The sequence below is a fragment of the Synechococcus sp. CC9616 genome (assembly GCF_000515235.1).
Lineage (GTDB): Bacteria > Cyanobacteriota > Cyanobacteriia > PCC-6307 > Cyanobiaceae > Parasynechococcus.
The window spans coordinates 2417974-2438605 of record NZ_KI911558.1; the positions used below are offsets into that span (position 1 = coordinate 2417974).

A 20632-nucleotide genomic window follows, 5' to 3' on the forward strand; every position below is an offset into this window, starting at 1 on the left:
CCAGGTCCCACCCCTGATGCCGACACGCATCGCCTTTCTTGGTCCGGCGGGGACCTATGGAGAACAGGCTGCCGCAGCTCTCGTCGACCTTGAGACGATCTCGGACCCTGAGTTCGTGCCCTGCAAGGGCTTGCGCTCCGTAATGGATCAGTTGGCTTCAGGAGACTGCGGTGCTGCCGTGGTTCCTGTGGAGAATTCCGTTGAAGGGGGCGTGACCGCGATTCTTGATGCCCTCTGGATCCACCGGGAACTCTGCATTCGGCGGGCATTGGTTTTGCCGATTCGCCACGCCTTGCTCAGTCACGGATCCCTGAATGGAATCACGGAGGTGCTGTCTCACCCCCAAGCCCTTGCGCAATGCAGCAGTTGGCTTGCTGAGAATCTTCCAGAGGCTCTGCAGTTGCCGACCTCATCAACGGCAGAGGCTGCAAGGATGGTGGCCGGCAGTCGCTTTAGGGCAGCCATCGCGTCTCGCCAAGCGGGAGTCGAACATGGCCTGGATCAGCTGGCGTTCCCAGTGAATGACGTCCCTGGAAACAGCACCCGATTTTTGTTGCTCCAACGCGGTGAACGTCGTCAGACCGGAGATGTGGCGAGTTTGGCGTTTTCCCTGCAGCGCAATGCCCCCGGTGCTCTTCTGGAAGCCCTCGGTTGTCTGGCACGTCAGAACCTGAACATGAGCCGGATTGAGTCCCGGCCTTCCAAACGCGAACTCGGGGAATATGTCTTTTTCGTGGATGTGGATCTCACTGCTGAATCGTCCTCGGCGCTGCAGGAACTGCTGATGGATCTCCAACCGCTTTGTGAGCACTTGGCCCATTTCGGTGCTTATCCGAGCAGCACGTTGAACGACACGTGAGGCCTCAGCGTTTCAGGCGAAACACGCCGAACTGCATCAACCCAGTGGCAAAAGCCCAATGCATCAGAAGCAAGGTGGGTGTCTCCCGCAGGCCTTGAAGCACTGCTGACGGTCCAAGTCCGAGAACGGCACCAGGCCGCCTGACCCCTTCGGCAATGGAATCGATCCATGACGGCAGGGTGGCACTGGTCCAGTCGGCTGTCTCGACGACTGACTGATGGTGATCGCTCACATCGAGATTGGTTTGAAAACCCTTGATGCTGGCGAATTCCGGATGGGCCCACTGATTGAGGAGCTGGCGCATCACCCAACGCTCTCTGCGATTCATCTCTCCATCGCTGGGATCGCGTCGATTCCAATCCGCGACGGCCAGATGACCGCCAGGTCGCAACACCCGCAACAACTCATCGGCATAGCGCTGTTTGTCCGGCATGTGAGGACCTGCTTCGACGCTCCAGACAGCATCGAAGCTGTGGTTGGGACAGTCGAGCTCGAGGGCATCCATCACGGCAAAACGGCAGCTCAGTCCCTCAGGTGTGAGCTCAGTGGCACGCCGTACCTGCACCGGACTGATGCTGATGCCGAGGACATCAAAGCCATAGTCACGGGCCAGGATTCGGGCGCTCCCACCGATTCCGCAGCCCACATCAATCAATTTGGACCCTGGAGGCAGCTGATCGAGCCCGCTCCAGCGAATCAGTTCATGAACAAACGCTTCCTTGGCGCGGCGAAAGTCGCGGCTTGCCGGTGGGTCGCCGTAATGACCGAGATGCACATGCTCACCCCAGAGCCGTTCGAGCAGGCGGTCATCGGTCCAGGCGTCATAGGCCGAAGCGACGCTTTCAGATGATTGGTAGCGCCGATCCCGCCGCAACCAGATCAGGACAGCTGCGACCAGGAGGCTGGCCAGCAGAACACCACTCGCAAGCATCAGTTGTCCTGGCCATCGGCATTGGCGAACGTGTCTTTGAGAACCGTTCGGGCCGCCAGCTGACGACGCGTGTTGTCGAGCATGTCGAACTGGCGTTGCAGACGCTCAAATGTGTCGGTGAGTTCAAGCAGGGATTGTTGTTCCTGCGCCGCGTTGTGATCGAGATGAGCACCGATCCAAAACGACAGCTCTCTAGGTAAATCAGGGAGATCCTCAGGCAATGTCACGTCGCGACCCTGAAGTTTTGCGGTCAGCGTGACGACGTCCTCAAGCGCATCGCGAACGGTGTCGCGAAGGTCGTTGAGACCCTCGTGCTGACTCACTTGATCGTCTTCGATCCAGCTCACCATCGCGCTTCGAAAAGGCGCTTCGCGGGTGACATTGAGCACTCTGAAGCGCTGTTGTCCGAGCGTGACGATGTAGCTGCGACCGTCCTCGGTGGTTTGATGCTGTAGAACTTCAGCGCAGCATCCAACCTCGGCCATTTCTCGGGTTTCCGGATCGACGCGCACGACGCCGAAGCGTTTGTCGGACTCCAGAGCCGTCTGGAGCATCATCCGGTAACGCGATTCAAAAATATGCAGTGGCAGGAGTTGCTGCGGAAAAAGAACGACGTCCGGCAGAGGAAACAGGGGAAGTTCCCTGACGGAATAATCGTTCACGGACGCCTGCCAGGAGATGTCTAGATCCTAGGAACGCCAAGGGTGTTCCGACGGGATCAAAGCTTCACCTCAATGTCCACACCACTTGGGAGATCGAGCTTCATCAGCGCGTGGATCGTCTTGGCTGAAGGGCTGTAGATATCGATGATCCGTCGATGCGTGCGGGTTTCAAAGTGCTCCCTTGAGTCCTTGTCCACGTGGGGAGAACGAAGAACGCAGTAGATCTTGCGCTTGGTTGGCAATGGAATCGGACCGATCGCTGTTGCAGCGGTGTTGTCGGCCGTCTCGATGATTTTTTCGCAGGAAAGATCCAGCATGCGGCGATCGAACGCCTTGAGGCGAATGCGGATTTTCTGCTGAGCGATGGCAGTGGACATGGGGATACAGATTCAGGCCCGGAAAGGCGCGGAAACAGTTGTCGAGGTTCTGAAAGAAATTTAAGGGATGGCGGGGCCGAAGCCCGCACCATCCCTTGAAGGATCACGTTCGGGAGATCACTCGATGATCTTGGAGACCACGCCGGCACCAATGGTGCGGCCGCCTTCGCGGATGGCGAAGCGCATGCCGTTCTCCATGGCCACAGGGCAGATGAGCTCACCGGTCATTTTGATGCGATCACCGGGCATCACCATCTCAACGGCACTGCCGTCATCGGCGGTGAATGCAGTGATCTGACCGGTCACGTCCGTTGTACGGATGTAGAACTGCGGCCGGTAGCCGGCGAAGAAGGGGGTGTGGCGGCCACCTTCTTCCTTCTTCAGCACATAGACCTCACCTTCGAATTTGGTGTGAGGCGTGATGGAGCCGGGCTTCACCAGCACCATGCCGCGTTCGATGTCTTCTTTCTGGATACCGCGGAGCAGAAGGCCGCAGTTGTCTCCAGCCATTCCTTCTTCGAGGAGCTTCCTGAACATCTCCACACCGGTGACGGTGGTTTTGCGAGGTTCACGGATGCCAACGATTTCGATCTCCTCGCCAACTTTGACCTTGCCACGCTCGATACGACCGGTGGCCACGGTGCCACGACCGGTGATGGAGAAGACGTCCTCAACAGCCATGAGGAAAGGCTTGTCCACCTCACGCTCGGGCTCGGGGATGCTCTCATCCACGGCAGCCATGAGCTCTTCGATCTTGGCTTCCCACTCGGCTTCGCCTTCCAGTGCCTTGAGGCCGGAGACCTGAACCACGGGAATTTCGTCGCCCGGGAAGTCGTAGCTGTCGAGCAGCTCACGCACTTCCATTTCCACCAGTTCGATGATCTCTTCATCGTCCACCATGTCGCACTTGTTCAGTGCAACCACCAGAGCGGGAACACCCACCTGCTTGGCAAGCAGGATGTGCTCCTTGGTCTGGGCCATCGGGCCGTCGGTGGCAGCGCAAACCAGGATGGCGCCGTCCATCTGGGCGGCACCGGTGATCATGTTTTTCACATAGTCCGCGTGGCCAGGGCAGTCCACGTGGGCGTAGTGACGGTTATCGGTTTCATACTCAACGTGGGCTGTGTTGATGGTGATCCCGCGCTCACGCTCCTCAGGAGCACCGTCAATGTCGGCATAGTCCTGCTTCTCGGCTTGCCCTTTTTTGGCGAGCACGTTGGTGATCGCGGCGGTGAGAGTGGTTTTGCCATGGTCAACGTGGCCGATGGTGCCGATGTTGACGTGGGGCTTGTTCCTTTCGAACTTCTCGCGTGCCATTGGTGTTTAAAGAATCGAGGGTTGGAGTGAGAGGAGTTTAGAGATCAGGATTAGTTGCCCTGATTCTTGGAAATGATGGCTTCGGCCACATTGCGAGGAACTTCGGCGTAATTGTCGAATTCCATCGAGAAGATGCCCCGGCCCTGGGTCATGGAGCGGAGCTCGGTGGCGTAACCGAACATCTCGGCAAGGGGCACCTTGGCCGAGATCTTGGAGGTGCCATCTTCGACGCCCTGGCCCTCAACCTGACCTCGGCGTGAGGACAGGTCGCCGATGATCGATCCGAGGAAATCCTCGGGGACCTCGACTTCGACTTTCATCATCGGCTCGAGCAGCACTGGATTGCACTTCTTGACGCCGTCCTTGAACGCCATGGAACCAGCGATCTTGAACGCCATCTCCGAAGAGTCCACATCGTGATAGGAGCCATCAACCATCGTGCATTTGACATCGATGAGAGGGAACCCAGCGATCACACCGGATTCACAGGTCTCCTTCATGCCCTGTTCTGCAGGCTTGATGAATTCCTTTGGAACCACACCACCAACAATTTTGTTGACGAATTCGAAGCCGGATCCCGGCTCACCTGGCTCCATTTCAATAACTACATGGCCGTACTGGCCCTTGCCACCGGTCTGTCGGGAGAATTTTCCTTCGCCGCCAGCAGAGGATCGGATCGTTTCTCTGTAGGACACCTGAGGAGCGCCGATGTTGGCTTCCACCTTGAACTCGCGGAGCATGCGGTCCACGAGAATCTCGAGGTGGAGTTCCCCCATACCGGCAATCACGGTCTGGCCGGTCTCCTGATCGGTGCGCACCCGGAAGGTGGGATCCTCCTCCGCGAGTGACACCAGGGCTTTGGAGAGTTTCTCCATGTCCCCTTTGGTCTTCGGCTCCACAGCCACGGAGATCACCGGCTCCGGAACAAAAAGGGTCTCGAGGACGATCGGGTCGTTCGGCGTGCAGAGCGTGTCGCCAGTGGTGGTGTTCTTGAGGCCGAGAACGGCGCCAAGGTCACCGGCACGAAGCTGGTCAACCTCTTCTCTGTCGTCCGCTTTGAGAACCACAAGTCGGGAGATTCGCTCCTTGGCGTCCTTGGTGGAGTTGAGAACGTAACTGCCCTTCTCCAGAATTCCGGAGTACATCCGGACGAAGGTGAGCTTTCCGTAGGGGTCAGCCATCACCTTGAACGCCAAAGCACTGAAAGGAGCGCTGTCGTCGGAAGGACGGACTGCTTCCTCGCCATTTGGCAGCAAGCCCTGAATCGGGGGGACATCAACAGGCGCCGGCAGATAGTCGATCACCGCATCCAGAACAAGCTGAACACCTTTGTTCTTGAAAGCTGAGCCGCAGAGCATGGGAACGAGACCATGCTTGAGAACGCCTTCACGAATACCGACCTTGAGCTCCTCGACCGAGAGTTCGCCACTGTCGAGGAACTTTTCGATGAGGGCTTCGTCGGTTTCAGCGACAGTTTCCATTAATTTGCCGCGCCACTCAGCGGCTTCATCTGCCATGTCGGCGGGGATCGCGGCTTCCTCGATATCCGTGCCGAGATCGTTCTTATAGATGTAGGCCTTGTTGCCAACAAGGTCGATGATGCCGCTGAGTTCACCCTCAGATCCGATCGGTAACTGGATCGGTACGGCGTTGGCTTTAAGGCGACTGGTGATTTGCTCGTAAACCTTGAGGAAATCAGCTCCCGTGCGGTCCATCTTGTTGACGAAAACCATTCGCGGCACCGAATAACGGTCGGCCTGACGCCACACAGTTTCCGATTGGGGCTGCACACCACCAACGGCGCAGAACACGGCAATCACGCCATCGAGAACCCTCATGGAACGCTCCACCTCGATGGTGAAGTCCACGTGACCAGGGGTGTCAATGATATTGATCCGATGGTCTTCCCAGCTCGTGGAGATGGCGGCAGCGGTGATGGTGATGCCGCGCTCGCGTTCCTGGGCCATCCAGTCGGTCACAGCCGCGCCGTCATGCACCTCACCGATCTTGTGCACCACGCCCGAATAGAACAGAATCCGTTCGGTGGTGGTGGTTTTGCCGGCATCGATATGAGCGGCGATTCCAATATTTCTGACGCGTTCCAGGGGAAAGGCGCGGGCCACAGGAAAGTCTCCGGGGTGGGGGCGTTAAAAGGCGGGTGAGACTCTACAGGCCAGACGTGTCTTTTAGACGTGACGCGCTGGCCTTCGGTCTTTAGTAGCGGTAATGGGCGAATGCTTTGTTGGCTTCAGCCATCTTGTGAGTCTCTTCGCGCTTGCGAACAGCGCTTCCAGCCTCATTGGCGGCATCCATCAGCTCACCGGCGAGCTTTTGCGCCATGCTGCGACCGTTGCGTGAGCGCGAGAAGCTGACGAGCCAGCGCAATGCCATGGCGGTGCCGCGTTCCTGACGAACTTCCATCGGAACCTGGTAGGTCGCACCACCAACGCGGCGAGCGCGCACTTCCACGAGTGGCGTAGCGTTTTTAACAGCGGTTTCGAACAGCTCCAGGGGGTCACCACCTGTCCGCTCATTAATCAGACCGAAGGCATCAGAGAGGATCCGCTGAGCCGTGGACTTCTTTCCGTGCTTCATCAACCGGGCCACCATCATCGTGGCGAGTCGGCTGTTGAACTGGGGATCGGGCAGAACCGGGCGTTTTTCAGCGGCGTTGCGGCGGGACATGGAGGGTCAGGTCGTAGTGAGCGAGATGGTTACAGAGGATCGATATGCTGCCTTAATTACTCCTTTGGAGCTTTGGCACCGTATTTGGAGCGGGACTGACGCCGGTCCTTGACGCCTGCGGTGTCCAATGTTCCGCGAATGATGTGATAGCGAACGCCAGGTAGATCCTTGACACGACCGCCGCGGATCAGAACGACGGAGTGTTCCTGCAGGTTGTGGCCGATTCCACCGATGTAAGCGGTGACCTCGAACCCGGAGGTCAGTCGCACACGAGCCACTTTTCGCAGCGCCGAGTTGGGTTTCTTCGGCGTGGAGGTGTAGACGCGGGTGCAGACCCCGCGACGCTCCGGACAGGACCTCAGAGCTGGGGACTTGGTCTTGGCCTTGAGGCGCGAGCGCTCTGAGCGGATCAGCTGTTGGATGGTTGGCATCGAGGGTCGTTAAGCGGTCGGACGCCCCGACCAGATTCGACAATCCACAACATTACTGGGTCGTGGCTCCCATCAGCTTCGACTGAAGGCGCTTCCGCAGGCACAGGGTTCGATCCCTGCACCACTTCGGATCAGGAAGCCGCCTCCGCTGAGATCGCCGCGGTAGTCCAAACAGAGGCCCTGCAGCTGACGCAGCTGATTCTCAGGAGCGTGGAGGGTGACGCCGTCAGCCCGCGCGATGGCAATGCCGGCCAGATGGCCAGGTCGGATGCGAATCACGTGCTCGGCACAGTCTCCCGGTGTCAGATCAAGATGCATCTGCCCAGGAGTGCCAGCCACAGCGGCCTGACGCGCCAGTTCCGCCGCTGCGCTGGCGGTCAGACGCAGATTGGCAGCCATCAGGTTCAGCAGCAATCGCTCACCACAATGGCAGGGCCCTTTGCCGCACCAGTCCCAGTCCGTTGTGAATCCTGGGTGGGCTGCCGCTTCCGTTGATCAACGTCCGTCCTGCGGCGATCAGGGTTGTGGAGCTGCCACCGTCGAGGTTGAGGGCATCGCGCATTCCGAGCTGTCGCATTGCAAGGCTGGTCTCCAGAAGGGTTGGGTTGCTGCCAGCTCCTCTGATGGCCAGCATCCAGATTCCGCCTTTCCCCTGGGCGATCACGGTTCGTGGGGCTGTCTGGCTCAGGAAGCCTGGGCTGAATCCTTCACGTCGACCATCAAGCACGACCTGCCCGCCCTTCATCAGCAGCGGTCCTCCGCCCAGCACATTCGGCTTGTCCCCGAGCTGGTTGCTTGAGCTCATCTCAACCTTGGCCTGGTCTCCTGTTCTGGCCGGTAAAGGTGCTCCGCCACGGGCGACGACCAAATCAGTGCCCTTTGGCAGGGAGACCCCGCGGCTCAGTTTGCTGTTGTCGTATTGAGCGATCACGCTGCCGGCGCGAATCAGGATCGCCTGTTCCTGGCCACTGAGTGAGCGGTAGTAGGGGCCCCAGGCTGATGTGTAGCGACTCAGACCGCGTTGGACGTAGCCGCTGTTGAGGAATCCAAGTCCCCAGCGGCGGCCATTCGCCACACGGAGTGCCTGATCCAGTCGCAAACGTCCAAAGGTCAGTGAATTGTTGGCTTCCCAGGCGATCACACCGCGATTCAGGATCGGTCCGGAAAGCCACAGCCCATCACGACGCAAAGCGCCAAGCGGAAGCTGTTTGATGCGGTTGAAGAAGCCGCCATTGATGGCGACGAGCGCACCAGCAGGTCTGGAGAGCTGGGGCAGGTAGCGGAGGCCCTGCTGTCTGCCTGCCATCGCCAGCGGCATCAGGGTCAGTCCCAGCCGGGTGAGATCCCCCCCGGCGCGCAGCACCACGAGAGGTTTCACCCCAACCCTGACGGTGCGACGTTCGATGGTCAGGCCGCGGCGGATGAGGGCGCTGATCGCCGGGTCCGAGAGTGGCAAGCCTCGGCCTGGGGTCGATCTGACAGCGGTCGTCGCAGGCTTGACCCCATCGAGCACCACGCGCCATGGACCGGCCAGGGTCAGGCTCTGAACCTTCGTGGCCTGCCCGCGCAGCGTCAGAAACGATCCGACTTGCTTGGGCATCAGTCCAAGACTGCGCAACGTGGCTTGTTGCCGTTGATCGCTGCGCAGATTCAGCAGCAGATCACTGCCTCGGCGCTGAACAAAGACCGGCTTGTCGACATCCAGCACCAAACGCCCGGCTGTGCTGCCTTTGCCCTGTCTCAGTTGCCGTAGTTGTGCCGTCGGAAGCTCCAGGCTGAGGCTGTTGCCCTGGCGCCTCAGGCTCACCCCGAGGTTGTTCAGCCATGTCGCAACCTCCAGCGCTACCTCGTCTCCCAGTGTTCTGGTCGAGAACGACTGAATTCCTCGGCGGCGTCCATACCACTCCAGCTGGGCATTGCCGCCTGCGCCGCTGCGACGAAAGCCCAGACGGGCCTCCAGAAGATTCAAGGGCAGCCAGAGGCGCTCCGGTCGCGAGGCACTGCGGCCCTGCCAGGCCCAGTCAGCGGACAGACCTTCCCCCTCGATCGAGATGCGATTGCCACTGACCACCTCGCTGTTACGCAGCTCTGGCAGCGGAGGAGGCAGCTGAGCGATCAGAAGCATGGTGAAAGTCGATAGGGGAGTGACGCCTGCCTAGGATTGAAAAGAGAGATGATTTTGCGGGCAATGACGCCGCAGATCATGTGTCCGTCCGGTTGATGTTCATGCCCGATTCCATCCATTCCGCTGCTGCATCGTGGCCTGTCTGCGACTCCGCTGCACCGGAGTCTGTTGCGGGTGAAAGGGATGCCTGTGGAGTCGGGTTCCTGGCGCAGTTGTCCGGGGAAGCCAGCCACTGGGTTCTGAGCCAGGCACTGCGTGGGCTTGGCTGCATGGAGCACCGTGGGGGATGTGGCGGAGACGGCGACTCAGGCGATGGTGCCGGAGTTCTTTGTGAGATTCCTTGGACGTATTTCAAAGCCGTATGGCCAGAGGCCAAGTCGGCCCGAGGCCTTGGAATGATGTTTCTGCCTGCCGATGCGCAGCGCCGCGAGGAGGCTCGACGTTTTTGTGAGGAGGAAGCTCGCGCCCTTGGACTGACGTCGGAAGGTTGGCGTGTGGTCCCGGTGGATCAGGATGTTTTGGGACCTCTGGCCCGCGAGACAGCACCGGCCATCGAGCAATGGATTGTCGGTGGTGGGCCGGAGGGAGATGCCTTCGAGGCACTACTGCTGCGGCTGCGTCGCCGGATTGGCTCGAGAGCAAGGCATGCCTGGGGATTTGAGTTGTCCCGCAGCTTTTACGTGGCCTCCCTCAGCAGCCGCACGGTTGTTTACAAGGGCATGGTGCGCTCCGAGGTGCTCGCTCGTTTCTATGCCGATCTACGTGACCCTCGCTTTGAGGTGAGTTTTGCGGTGTATCACCGCCGCTTCAGCACCAACACCTTGCCCCGCTGGCCCCTTTCGCAACCGATGCGGTTGTTGGGTCACAACGGCGAGATCAACACGCTCCTCGGCAATCTCAACTGGGCGAAGGCTTCCGAAGCCAGTCTCGAGGAGGTCTGGGCTGATGCCGCCGGTGATCTCAATCCGGTTGTCAATGAGGCCTTCAGCGATTCGGCCAACCTCGACGCCACTCTTGAACTGATGGTGAGGAGCGGTCGCTCGATCACCGACAGCCTGATCACCCTTGTTCCCGAAGCGTTTCGCAACCAACCCGATCTCGAGGAACGTCCTGAGGTGACGGCGATGTACGAGTTCAACGCTGGGATCCAGGAGCCCTGGGACGGTCCGGCGTTGTTGGTCTTCGCCGATGGCAAGCGCGTCGGAGCCACGCTCGATCGCAATGGATTGCGGCCTGCTCGCTGGTGTGCCACGTCTGACGGCTTTGTGATCATGGGCTCTGAGACGGGCGTCGTTGACCTCAGCGGGAAGACCGTCGTGAAAAAGGGCCGTCTCGGCCCCGGGCAGATGCTGGCTGTGGATCTGGAGCGGGGGCAGCTGCTCGATAACTGGGCTGTCAAAGAGGATGCTGCCGCTCGTTTCCCATACAGCGACTGGCTTGCTGAGCATCGACGTTCCGTGGCGGCACAACCCTGGAATCAGGAGCTTGCCCTCAGCGAATTCGACCTGCTGAGGTTGCAGACCGCCATGGGCTTCACGGCCGAGGACCTCGATCTGGTGATCGAGGACATGGCCGGACTCGCTAAGGAGCCCACCTATTGCATGGGGGATGACATTCCCCTGGCGGTCCTCTCCGATCGTCCACACCTCCTCTACGACTACTTCAAGCAGCGCTTCGCTCAGGTCACCAACCCGCCGATCGACCCCTTGCGAGAGAAGCTGGTGATGAGCCTTGAAATGCATCTGGGGGAGCGTCGCCCTGCTCTCAAGCCACAGGCGGCAGCAGCGGCTTTGATCCACCTGGACAGCCCGGTGATGAACGAGGCCGAGCTGGCTGCCATTCATCAGCAGGGCCTGCCAGTGGAGACGCTCTCCACCCAGGTGGCTGTTGAAGCCTGTGCAGGTGGTCTGCAGTCCGCCTTGAAGGCACTCTGCGACAGAGCCGAACAGGCGGTGCGCAACGGTGTCCAGATCCTGGTGCTCTCCGATCGCGTCGATCAGTCCGGTCAGCCATCGGACCTGACAGCCACCACCGTGGCGATTCCGGCATTGCTGTCTGTGGGGGCTGTTCATCACCACCTGCTGCGCCAGCGCTTGCGTCTGCACTGTTCACTCGTTCTCGAGACCGCGCAGTGCTGGAGCACGCACCATGTCGCCTGTCTGATCGGCTATGGCGCCAGTGCCGTCTGCCCCTGGCTTACCTGGGAAACCACGCGCCACTGGTTGTCCCACCCCAAGACCAAAAAGCGGATCGAGCAGGGCAAGTTACCTGCCCTCGACGCGGATAAGGTCCAGGCGAATGTTCGCGTCTCACTGGAAAACGGGCTGCGCAAGATTCTTTCGAAGATCGGCATCTCGCTGCTGGCCAGCTATCACGGCGCTCAGATCTTTGAAGCGATCGGCCTGGGTGCTGATGTGATCGACACCGCGTTCACCGGCACCACAAGCCGGGTCGCGGGCATGACGCTGGTGGAGCTCGCCAGCGAGACGCTCTCCCTGCATGCCAAGGCCTTCCCCGAGTTGAACCGCAGCAAACTCGAGTTCATGGGATTCGTGCAGTACCGCACGAATGGCGAGTTCCATCTCAATACTCCCGAGATGTCGAAGGCGTTGCATGCAGCGGTCAAGGCCGGTCCGGGCTACGACCATTTCTCCACTTACAAAACACTCCTGGCGAACCGCCCGGTGACGGCGCTCCGCGACCTGTTGGAGTTCAAGCTGGCGCCCACGCCGCTGCCTCTGGATCAGGTGGAGTCTGCCGAGAGTCTCTGCAGGCGGTTTTGCACCGGTGGCATGAGTCTCGGGGCCCTCTCGCGGGAGGCCCATGAGGTGCTGGCGGTGGCCATGAACCGCATCGGTGGCAAGAGCAACAGCGGCGAAGGCGGTGAGGATCCCGCCCGTTTCCAGAGGCTGAATGATGTCGATGCCGATGGACGTTCCCTGTCGTTCCCGAGCATCGGCGGTCTGCGCAATGGCGACACGGCCTGCTCAGCGATCAAACAGGTGGCGTCGGGTCGCTTCGGCGTGACAGCCGAGTACTTACGCAGCGGCAGACAGCTGGAGATCAAGGTGGCTCAAGGGGCCAAGCCCGGAGAGGGCGGACAGCTGCCAGGGCCCAAGGTCGATCAGTACATCGCCTGGCTGCGCAACAGCAAGCCGGGCGTGGCGTTGATTTCTCCGCCTCCTCATCACGACATCTATTCAATCGAGGATCTGGCGCAGTTAATTCATGACCTTCACCAGGTGCATCCCAAGGCCCCTGTGAGCGTGAAGCTGGTGGCCGAGATCGGGATCGGCACGATTGCAGCCGGTGTCGCCAAGGCCAATGCCGATGTGATTCAGATCTCCGGCCATGACGGCGGTACCGGTGCCTCGCCGTTGAGTTCGATCAAGCACGCCGGTAGTCCCTGGGAGCTGGGACTCACGGAAGTGCATCGCAGCCTTGTTGAAAACGGCCTGAGGGACCGCGTGCTGCTGCGCGCTGATGGTGGCCTCAAGACTGGCTGGGATGTTGTGATCGCCGCTCTGCTTGGCGCTGAGGAGTACGGCTTCGGCTCAGTCGCGATGATTGCTGAGGGCTGCATCATGGCTCGCGTTTGCCACACCAATAATTGCCCAGTTGGCGTGGCAACCCAGAAGGAAGCCTTGCGCAAGCGCTTCACCGGCGTGCCCGAGCACGTGGTGAATTTCTTCTGGTACGTGGCCGAAGAAGTGCGTCAGCTGCTCAGCCTGCTGGGGGTTGCCCGGATGGAGGACCTGATTGGCCGCAGCGAACTGCTGCAGCCTCGCTCCGTCGAGCTGGCCAAAACCAAATGTGTTGATCTTGCGAGCCTGCTGGCACCGATCAAGGGATCTGAAGATCGCTCCTGGTTGCGCCACGCTGCAGAAGCCCACGGCAACGGCCCAATTCTGGAGGATGTGCTGCTGGCGGATGCAGCGCTGATGAATGCGGTCGAAACCCATAGTCGCCACAGCCGCACGGTCGAGATCATCAACACCGATCGCAGCGTCTGCGCCAGGCTGGCCGGCGAGATCGCCCAGCGTCACGGCAATCGCGGTTTTACTGGTCAGCTGGATCTGACGTTCCGCGGCGCTGCAGGACAGAGCTTCGGCGCGTTCCTGGTTCAGGGTATGAACGTGCGACTGGAAGGCGAGGCGAACGATTATGTGGGCAAGGGGATGAACAGCGGTCGTATCAGCCTCGTGCCATCGGATCAATGCATCGATCCCGGCGAACAGGTGATTCTTGGCAACACCTGCCTTTATGGCGCCACAGGGGGTGAGTTGTTCGCCCTCGGCCGTGCCGGTGAGCGCTTCGGGGTTCGCAACAGCGGCGCCAGGGCTGTTGTGGAAGGCGCTGGCGACCATTGCTGCGAGTACATGACCGGAGGTGTGGTGGTGGTTCTGGGCAGTACGGGACGCAACATCGGCGCCGGCATGACGGGTGGCGTCACCTTCCTGCTGGATGAAGGAGATCGCGTGATGCCACGCGTGAATCCTGAGATCGTTGAGGTGTGCGGCATTACCACCGCTGAGCAGGAAGCCATGCTCAAGGGTCTGCTGGAAGCCCATCTGGCGGCAACCGGAAGCACCAAGGCAACAGTGCTCTTGGCGGACTGGGCCGCGGCGAAGAGTCGTTTCAGGCTTTTGGTTCCCCCGAGCGAGCGGGAAGCCATGGGTCTTGTCGACAAGCTGGCGGTGGTCGCCTGAGTCAGCCCTCTTGCAGTGGCCTGGTTCATCAAGCACGAAACCTTCACCACCGAAACGCTTGCCCTGCCGATGGCAAAGCGGCGGCCCCACCTCGACGCGCACCGGGCTTGGGTGCAGCAGGAGAGCAAGGCAGGCCGGCGGATCCACAGCGGATTTCTGGTGGATGAGCAGCAACGGCCCGGTGGTGGCGGGCTGCTGATCTTCGAGGCGGAGTCCTATGCCGAAGCGCTGGCCTGGGTTCAGCAGGACCCGATGATCCAGGCCGACCTGGTGAGCTGGACCTTGCAGGAATGGATCCCCGTCAGCGGGGATGGCTGGCCATGAGGCGCTGTACCTCACCGGCGTGGTAGCTGCTGCGGGTAAGCGGAGTGCTCACCACCTGCAGGAAGCCGAGCTCCTCTTCACCCATGCGGCGGTAGTGCTCGAACTGTTCTGGCGTCACGAAGCGATCCACGGCCAGATGTTTGGGGCCGGGTGATAGGTACTGGCCGATGGTCACGATGTCCACCAGATGAGCACGCAGATCGCGCAGCACGCCGATCACCTCCTCGTCGGTTTCGCCAAGTCCCACCATCAGGCCGGATTTGCTGTAGGTCTGGCCCCATCCCTCGCGCACCCGTTCCAGCAGTTCCAAAGACCGTTCATAGATGCCCTGGGGTCTTGCTCGTCGGTACATGCGCGGCACGGTTTCGATGTTGTGGTTGAGCACATGAGGGGCTGCATCCATCACCGTGGCCAGGGCCTGCCAGTTGCCGCAGAGGTCGGGAATCAGTAGCTCGATCGTGGTGAGCGGTGAACGCTGTTTCACCTGTTCAATGCAGGCCACAAACTGGGAGGCGCCGCCATCGTCCAGGTCATCGCGGTTCACCGAGGTGATCACAACGTGCTTCAGGCCCAGGCGTGCCACCGCTTCACCGAGGCGTGTGGGTTCGGTGGGGTCTAAAGCCCGAACGCTCTTGTCGAAATCGATATCGCAGTAAGGGCAGGCTCGGGTGCAGCCGGGCCCCATGATCAGAAAGGTGGCGGTGCCACCGGCGAAGCACTCACCGATGTTGGGGCAGCTGGCCTCCTGACAGACCGTGTTCAGGTTGAGGTCGAGCAGCAGGTCGGCAACAGCACCGATGCGCTCCCGCTGCGGGGCTTTGACGCGCAACCACTCGGGTTTGAGCACGGCAGAACCGGATCAATGCTTGACCCTAGATGTTGCAAGGAATCCATCGACCGGTGTGGGGCTTTCTCCTACGATGAATCCAACGGGATGTAGCGCAGCTTGGTAGCGCACTTCGTTCGGGACGAAGGGGCCGCAGGTTCGAATCCTGTCATCCCGATTGGCATGGTTCAGTTTGATGAGTTCTTGCACTTCAGTGCGTTCTCATGAAGTTCTGCGTGTTTGCTGAATAAGACTGTGCGACGGCCGCGTAATCTCAATCAAGAATAAAATAACGATGTGCTTGAAAAGTGCATTGAATTTCTGATCCATAAGCATCCGTGGCTCACCCAGAAAGAAGCGTTTGCGCTGGTGATGAATGGCTATGATCGCTATAGCTCTCACAACAAATATTCAGGGATGTCCAAAACCCTGATGTCGATTTACATGGGAATCCTTGGGCGGGAGTCTCGCGATCAGGTGATGAACCGTATTGCTGTGATCGAAGAGTGGATCTGATCGATTGTCTTGCTGATCGTTGAAATAATGTTCCAGATTTAATCAGCGCCCAGGCTTGATCCATCAACCAATCAAGACCCCACTGATTGAAAGAATGGCTTCAGACCTTGCGTTCAGAAGCGCAGCAGCGCCGATTAAGAAACTGAAGGACGTCATCCTGTTGGGTGAAATCGGTTAATTCCCACAGCCCGAAGGCCTTAGAGGTATGCGTGTTTCTTCTTGGTGAATGCTCGGCACGTCCTCGCGATTGATAAAACGTTGAACAAGGCAAATGAATGCCCTTGAAGCCAAGCTCTGATTCGATGCATGAGATCGACCAGTGGCCTTGATGGTTGTTTGTTGTGGCTCTAGGCGACATAGTGATTTCGTTGAATCTCATGTTGAACAACAAGACAAATGATTCACGAATTTTGATTCAGATCAAGATGGTGCCTGGTGACCAATGGTTTGTCCACGATGACACCTGAAAGTCATGGCAAAGGCAGGCCCGTCAAGGTGGTTAGACGTAGACGTTCGTGAGTCAGGATTGTTTTTGATATCTGCCGTGGATGAAGTGTTAAGTTTGTGAAGTTGATTTAAGCGCCAATTTTGTTGACGGCGGCTCTTGATTTTTTCAAAATATCTCCTCGCAGCGGCACGAAACCAAGCTTTGGTGCAACATTCTGTGCTTTGTCGCTCAACATAAATGTGAAGACTTCTTTGATCGTTTGTGCATCAGGGCCGTTCCCTTTTTTGTAGGCCAGCACCCAGGTCAGCGTTGAAATCGGATACGCACCCTTCGCCGATGGATTGGGGTTGGTTCCTGCAAGATTCTGGTCAAGCGTGATCTGGTTCAGAGCGATCTCGCCGGAGGCCACACTGGGTTTGAGAAATTCTCCGGATTTGTTCTGCAGTTGTGCAGCAACAATCGGTCCCCTGATATAGGACTGATTCAGGTAGCCAATCGCACCTTCCCGGTTCTTGATCACAGCTGCAACACCAGCATTGCCCTTGGCGCCGACGCCCCCAGGCCATTTCACCGCTTTGGCAGAGCCGATGGTCCATTCCTGTGAAAAAGCCTTCATCGAATTGGTGAATGCGCGTGTGGTGCCGGATCCATCCGATCGATACACCCAGGTGATCCGTCCTTCCTTGCAACCCAGCTCTTTCCAGTTCTTCACTTTGGACAAGGCAACCTTGACGGCCTGGGCCTGGGTCAGCTTCAGCTTGCAACCTGGCTTGTTGTAAGCGAAGGCAATGGTTCCGCCCACCATCGGAATTTGCACAACGCCACGCTTCACTTTCCGGATGTCCCTCCGTGTCAACGGATCATCGGAAGCGCCGAAGTTCACGGTTTGATCGATGTAGGCCTTGCGACCGGAGCCGGAGCCAACAGCTTGATAATTCACTCTGATCCCGCCCTGTCCGGCCAGCATTCCAAACCAGCGCTTGTAGATCTACGCGGGAAACGTGGCGCCGGCGCCTGTAATCCTCCCCGCCGCTGATGCAGACATGCTGGCTGCCAAACACAGAATGGAGCTCGTGACGGCTATCTGCTTGATGCGTTGCATTATCCGGATGTGCACATTTGTTCCGTACAGCATAGACGCAACTTTTAGATCAACTTTATTGGCTCAAGTTGCTGACAAAGCAAAGAGCAAAGTTATGAATTCTTTAAGGCGAATAGTTTGTTGTTCTGTTGAGTCAAAAGTGATGTGCAATTGAATCCTTAGCCCCTTGCGTCTCGATGCTGAGCCGACCGTCTTCCCTTGCTTTGGGTGTCCATCATTGGATTGCAATGGCATTCATGCATCAGAAACTGAAAGACGTCATCACAAGTCCCCCCAGTTGCTGAAAAGTGCCCCCGCTAGCTGTTTCCTGGCCGAGCGGACGGGAGAGATAAAAAAGAGCCGGAGTGACGCTGATGTTGTCCGTCACTTGAAATTGATACCACCATTCCCAAACGTAATTGCCATCGTCCGGCGTGTCGCCGCCGTAGAGGCTGGTGGCGAACACCGGCTGTCCAACTGCCATCCCCGCCTTGTTGCCCTGCTGGAACACGTCATCCCACTGAAGTGCCAGGGTCCATGACTGGCTGAACTCCACCAATCCATCCCGATGTACGCCAGGGTCATAGGTGGTCGAGTTGATGCCCCAGCCGGCACTGATCGAGGGAATCCAGCCACTATCGGCAGGCTGCCAGGAGCCCCCAAGTCCAAAGGCATGGGTGCAGCCGCTGTTGTTTTGCAGGCTGTCGTTCAACAGCGGTGTGCCATAGGGCTCCAGCCAGCTGCCGTTCTGCAGCCCCGAGTACACCGCGGCCATGGCCCATGATCCGCTCTGATACCCCGCCTGAATGGTGGCCGTGCCGCCGGCTGAGGATGTGGCGATGCCACCTTGCTGGGTGTTGTCGCTGTTGCCGTTGATGGCGACATAGCTCCCTGTGAGGCTGAAGCCACTCTCTCCAGACCAGATCAACCCGGCGCCAGCCCCTTGGTTCTGGTTGTAAGCCAGGGGGGCACCAGCCAGGGCCGAATAATTCAGGATGGCGTCATCGCCGTACAAGCTCGGGTACATCCCGAACATGTCGTCCTGGGCGACGTTGGGACCAATGATGACGGTGAAGTCTGATCCGATTGGAAATTGGTAAAAGAGCTTGTCGACTGAAAGAACCGGTTCACCGGCATCGTTTGAGGAGTAGGCGATGTTCAGCGCGGACTGATTGGTGGGGGCGCCACTGAGGCTGTTGTTGGCGTTGAAGCTGCCCGTGCGCAACTTGGTCAGCAGCAGGTCTTTTCCGCTGAAGCTGGTCGAGAGGTCCAGTTCGAGATCGAAGAGCAGATTGGCAGCGCCGAGAGAGCGGTTGGCCTCACGCTTGAAGCCACGTGCTGAGCCTTTGAAGGCATTGGCGTTTGCTACAAAGTAGGCCTGGCCCCGCAAGGTGGTGGTGGTTGAGAACTGGGTGGCTTCCAGCTCTCCCAAACGAGCCTCTAAGCCATCAACGCGTCCGCGAATCAGAGCGAGCTCGCTCTCAAATTCCTTGATCAGACGTTGCAACGCATCGGTGACGTCACTGACCTGCTGAAGACAGGTGTTCAGGAGTGCGGCGGCCTCGAAGCGTGTGATGGTCCGCTCACCCAGCAGGCTGCCATTGCTGAAGCCGGCAACACAGCCAAAGCGATCGACAAGTTGACTGAGGGCTTGGTAAGCCCAGTCCGTCGGCCTCACATCACTGAATCGATCCAGCCCTCTGATCGGTTCGACGGCGCTGACAGGCCCTGGTGCCAATACAGAGCATGCCAGGGATAGACCCAACAGTGAGGCGACGCCTTTGCGCACAGCTGCTGACCAGTATTTGGAAAAGGTAGTGATTTTTCTTTGGAGAAAAGCAACGAGTGGGCAGCCAAGCGAGCCGTCCCCTTGTGCGGTCGAAATCGCACAGAAAAAGCGTGCAATCAAGACAGGTTGGGGTGACGGTTTTACTCAAGCGCTGGAGAAGCTCTGAATCGCTTATTGCTATTGAGAATGACTTGCATTTTTGACTTCGGCTAAGTACTCTTGCAAGTAATTCTCAATCTCAGGTGTCGTGACCGTGTCCGCCTATCGCTTTCTGCCGGATGATCCGGTTGCACCGATGGCGATGCCGAGGCTGCAAACCGTCCTTCTAGACCCTGCTGGCCGTGGACAGGCAACGGTTCTAGAGGTGATGGAGGGCATCTGTCGGGTCTATTGCCCATGTGAGGAGACAGAGGGGATGACCCTGGCGTTCCTGCAGTCGGGTGATCGCTTGCGGACCGATCGCTTATGCAGCGATGGCGCCTGTGTGGAAGCACTCACGGCACTCAAGTTCCGCCGTGATGCTGTTGGTTCGGATGAGCTCGGGATGGATGCCGTGAACGAATGGACCCTCCAGCTTCTGCGTGTTCGTCATCTCGGTCAGGCTGAGCAACGTCTCCATGCGCTGTTGGCGCTCCTGGTGAATCGCCTTGGCCTTCGTTGCAGCGATGCCTTCCAGCTGCCGTTCCGTCTCACTCACGATCGGTTCGGAGAACTGATTGGAGCCACGCGTGTCACCACGACTCGACTTCTCTCCAAGTGGCGTCAAGCCGAGCTTCTCGAGATGAGCGGCGCCGATCTAACAATGCGTTTTTCTCCTGAATTGATCGAAAGTTCTCCGCTGAGCTTCTGACCCCTGTGAGGACCATGTCAGACACTGTTGTTGGAACTCTTCTCAGGGAGGTTGAGTGGATTCGGCGTCGTCTTGATGCATTGCATCGAACATATCCATTCTGTGGGAATCAGCGGTTGCGCCAGCGGCTCAACCATGAGCAGAAGCTTTGGCAACGTCGCTGCCAGGAAATCGAGTGTTGCCATGCTCGTCTTCAATCCGCTGTTCGTATCGAATCTCTGCAACGGCAACTGCTCAAGGAGCAACTCAAGAGAGCGCAGCAGCAGACGTCACGCTCATCTGCTCTTCAGACACCAATTTATTGAGCAAATAAAAAACATCGATCTGATTCATCTGTGCATGAGATCTTGATCAGATCGTACAAATCCTTCATTGTTGCTCATCAATAATTGAACAGGTTCACATCCGGGAACCATGCCGAGAGGAGGAGCGACAACCGAGCTCTCGGAGGCGATCACCCTAAAACTCAGCTTTCTGTGCCTCGCAGAAAGCTGAGAGATCGTCCTGACAAGGCAATTTTTCTCTTGTTATTTAGATCTCCAGCTGTTGTTCATTGGATACACGAAATCTATTCATTCCGTCTCCTTCGATTATTGGGATTGTCGATAATACAGATGTCGTCCTTGGACGGGATCGACAGCCCCATTTTCAGCCACCTTTTGTCGTGATGGTCGACAGGGGGTGGAGGGGTTTTGAGAGGAG

General features: G+C 58.6%; 17 protein-coding genes, 1 tRNA gene and 1 pseudogene. 7 read left to right on the forward strand and 12 right to left on the reverse strand.

What is annotated here, in order from left to right; all coding sequences use genetic code 11:
• Positions 1-16: 16 nt before the first annotated feature.
• Positions 17-859 carry a prephenate dehydratase gene (gene pheA, locus SYN9616_RS0113500; RefSeq protein WP_028953568.1) on the forward strand — a complete coding sequence of 281 codons (843 nt, stop codon included), beginning with the start codon at positions 17-19 and terminating at the stop codon, positions 857-859.
• 4 nt (positions 860-863) lie between these two features.
• Here the strand turns inward: pheA and SYN9616_RS0113505 are convergent, their stop codons facing one another.
• The 9 genes from SYN9616_RS0113505 to SYN9616_RS0113545 all read right to left on the reverse strand — a co-directional run bounded on the left by SYN9616_RS0113505 (position 864) and on the right by SYN9616_RS0113545 (position 9387).
• Entirely contained in the window at positions 864-1790 is a 927-nt protein-coding gene (locus SYN9616_RS0113505) for a methyltransferase domain-containing protein (RefSeq protein WP_028953569.1), read from the reverse strand.
• A complete protein-coding gene (locus SYN9616_RS0113510; protein WP_028953570.1) occupies positions 1790-2452 on the reverse strand; it encodes an LON peptidase substrate-binding domain-containing protein in 663 nt (220 codons plus the stop codon). Before SYN9616_RS0113510 ends, SYN9616_RS0113505 begins: the two co-directional genes overlap by 1 nt.
• Before the next feature lie 56 nt (positions 2453-2508).
• A complete protein-coding gene (rpsJ, locus tag SYN9616_RS0113515) occupies positions 2509-2829 on the reverse strand; it encodes a 30S ribosomal protein S10 (protein WP_028953571.1) in 321 nt (106 codons plus the stop codon).
• Positions 2830-2946: 117 nt separating this feature from the next.
• Complete coding sequence (gene tuf, locus SYN9616_RS0113520) at positions 2947-4146, reverse strand: elongation factor Tu (protein ID WP_028953572.1); 1200 nt, start codon at positions 4144-4146, stop codon at positions 2947-2949.
• A 50-nt stretch (positions 4147-4196) separates the two neighbouring features.
• Positions 4197-6269, reverse strand: coding sequence for an elongation factor G (fusA, locus tag SYN9616_RS0113525; protein WP_028953573.1), 2073 nt, complete (start codon positions 6267-6269; stop codon positions 4197-4199).
• Between the two features lie 91 nt (positions 6270-6360).
• Positions 6361-6831, reverse strand: a complete 471-nt coding sequence (gene rpsG / locus SYN9616_RS0113530) for a 30S ribosomal protein S7 (protein WP_028953574.1) — start codon at positions 6829-6831, stop codon at positions 6361-6363.
• A 56-nt stretch (positions 6832-6887) separates the two neighbouring features.
• Positions 6888-7262: a 30S ribosomal protein S12 gene (gene rpsL / locus SYN9616_RS0113535; RefSeq protein ID WP_028953575.1), complete on the reverse strand. Its 375-nt coding sequence runs from the start codon at positions 7260-7262 to the stop codon at positions 6888-6890.
• 72 nt (positions 7263-7334) lie between these two features.
• Positions 7335-7661 (reverse strand): AIR synthase, encoded by a 327-nt coding sequence (locus SYN9616_RS0113540; RefSeq protein ID WP_028953576.1) that lies wholly within the window; start codon positions 7659-7661, stop codon positions 7335-7337.
• Positions 7662-7680: 19 nt separating this feature from the next.
• Positions 7681-9387, reverse strand: a complete 1707-nt coding sequence (locus tag SYN9616_RS0113545) for a phosphodiester glycosidase family protein (RefSeq protein ID WP_028953577.1) — start codon at positions 9385-9387, stop codon at positions 7681-7683.
• Between the two features lie 101 nt (positions 9388-9488).
• Between SYN9616_RS0113545 and gltB the strand changes: the two genes are divergently transcribed.
• The gene (gene gltB, locus SYN9616_RS0113550) at positions 9489-14096 is read left to right on the forward strand and encodes a glutamate synthase large subunit (protein ID WP_028953578.1); all 4608 of its coding nucleotides are present in this window, start codon (positions 9489-9491) and stop codon (positions 14094-14096) included.
• Between the two features lie 15 nt (positions 14097-14111).
• Positions 14112-14420 (forward strand): YciI family protein, encoded by a 309-nt coding sequence (locus tag SYN9616_RS0113555; protein ID WP_028953579.1) that lies wholly within the window; start codon positions 14112-14114, stop codon positions 14418-14420.
• Here the strand turns inward: SYN9616_RS0113555 and lipA are convergent.
• Complete coding sequence (lipA, locus tag SYN9616_RS0113560; protein WP_028953580.1) at positions 14398-15267, reverse strand: lipoyl synthase; 870 nt, start codon at positions 15265-15267, stop codon at positions 14398-14400. The genes SYN9616_RS0113555 and lipA overlap by 23 nt on opposite strands.
• 83 nt (positions 15268-15350) lie before the next feature.
• On the opposite strand from lipA, the gene SYN9616_RS0113565 reads away from it, so the two are divergent.
• Positions 15351-15424: transfer RNA gene (locus SYN9616_RS0113565), tRNA-Pro, on the forward strand.
• Positions 15425-16337: 913 nt separating this feature from the next.
• On the opposite strand, the pseudogene pstS reads toward SYN9616_RS0113565, so the two are convergent.
• Positions 16338-17312 (reverse strand): annotated as a pseudogene (gene pstS / locus SYN9616_RS15895) (phosphate ABC transporter substrate-binding protein PstS).
• Between the two features lie 241 nt (positions 17313-17553).
• Positions 17554-19080 (reverse strand): iron uptake porin, encoded by a 1527-nt coding sequence (locus tag SYN9616_RS0113590; RefSeq protein WP_232200496.1) that lies wholly within the window; start codon positions 19078-19080, stop codon positions 17554-17556.
• Between SYN9616_RS0113590 and SYN9616_RS18005 the strand changes: the two genes are divergently transcribed.
• From SYN9616_RS18005 to SYN9616_RS17475, 3 genes are all read left to right on the forward strand, one after another.
• A complete protein-coding gene (locus SYN9616_RS18005) occupies positions 19073-19246 on the forward strand; it encodes a hypothetical protein (protein WP_232200501.1) in 174 nt (57 codons plus the stop codon). The genes SYN9616_RS0113590 and SYN9616_RS18005 overlap by 8 nt on opposite strands.
• A gap of 135 nt (positions 19247-19381) precedes the next feature.
• Complete coding sequence (locus SYN9616_RS0113595) at positions 19382-19930, forward strand: Crp/Fnr family transcriptional regulator (RefSeq protein WP_037991574.1); 549 nt, start codon at positions 19382-19384, stop codon at positions 19928-19930.
• 14 nt (positions 19931-19944) lie between these two features.
• Positions 19945-20235, forward strand: a complete 291-nt coding sequence (locus SYN9616_RS17475) for a hypothetical protein (RefSeq protein WP_028953584.1) — start codon at positions 19945-19947, stop codon at positions 20233-20235.
• Positions 20236-20632: the final 397 nt, after the last annotated feature.

Excerpts from the sequence above, each read along its gene's own strand:
- pheA (WP_028953568.1), top strand. The coding sequence starts at position 17 with ATGCCGACACGCATCGCCTTTCTTGGTCCGGCGGGGACCTATGGAGAA.
- SYN9616_RS0113505 (WP_028953569.1), bottom strand. The coding sequence starts at position 1,790 with ATGCTTGCGAGTGGTGTTCTGCTGGCCAGCCTCCTGGTCGCAGCTGTC.
- rpsJ (WP_028953571.1), bottom strand. The coding sequence starts at position 2,829 with ATGTCCACTGCCATCGCTCAGCAGAAAATCCGCATTCGCCTCAAGGCG.
- tuf (WP_028953572.1), bottom strand. The coding sequence starts at position 4,146 with ATGGCACGCGAGAAGTTCGAAAGGAACAAGCCCCACGTCAACATCGGC.
- rpsG (WP_028953574.1), bottom strand. The coding sequence starts at position 6,831 with ATGTCCCGCCGCAACGCCGCTGAAAAACGCCCGGTTCTGCCCGATCCC.
- rpsL (WP_028953575.1), bottom strand. The coding sequence starts at position 7,262 with ATGCCAACCATCCAACAGCTGATCCGCTCAGAGCGCTCGCGCCTCAAG.
- SYN9616_RS0113540 (WP_028953576.1), bottom strand. The coding sequence starts at position 7,661 with ATGGCTGCCAATCTGCGTCTGACCGCCAGCGCAGCGGCGGAACTGGCG.
- SYN9616_RS0113545 (WP_028953577.1), bottom strand. The coding sequence starts at position 9,387 with ATGCTTCTGATCGCTCAGCTGCCTCCTCCGCTGCCAGAGCTGCGTAAC.
- gltB (WP_028953578.1), top strand. The coding sequence starts at position 9,489 with ATGCCCGATTCCATCCATTCCGCTGCTGCATCGTGGCCTGTCTGCGAC.
- SYN9616_RS0113595 (WP_037991574.1), top strand. The coding sequence starts at position 19,382 with ATGCCGAGGCTGCAAACCGTCCTTCTAGACCCTGCTGGCCGTGGACAG.
- SYN9616_RS17475 (WP_028953584.1), top strand. The coding sequence starts at position 19,945 with ATGTCAGACACTGTTGTTGGAACTCTTCTCAGGGAGGTTGAGTGGATT.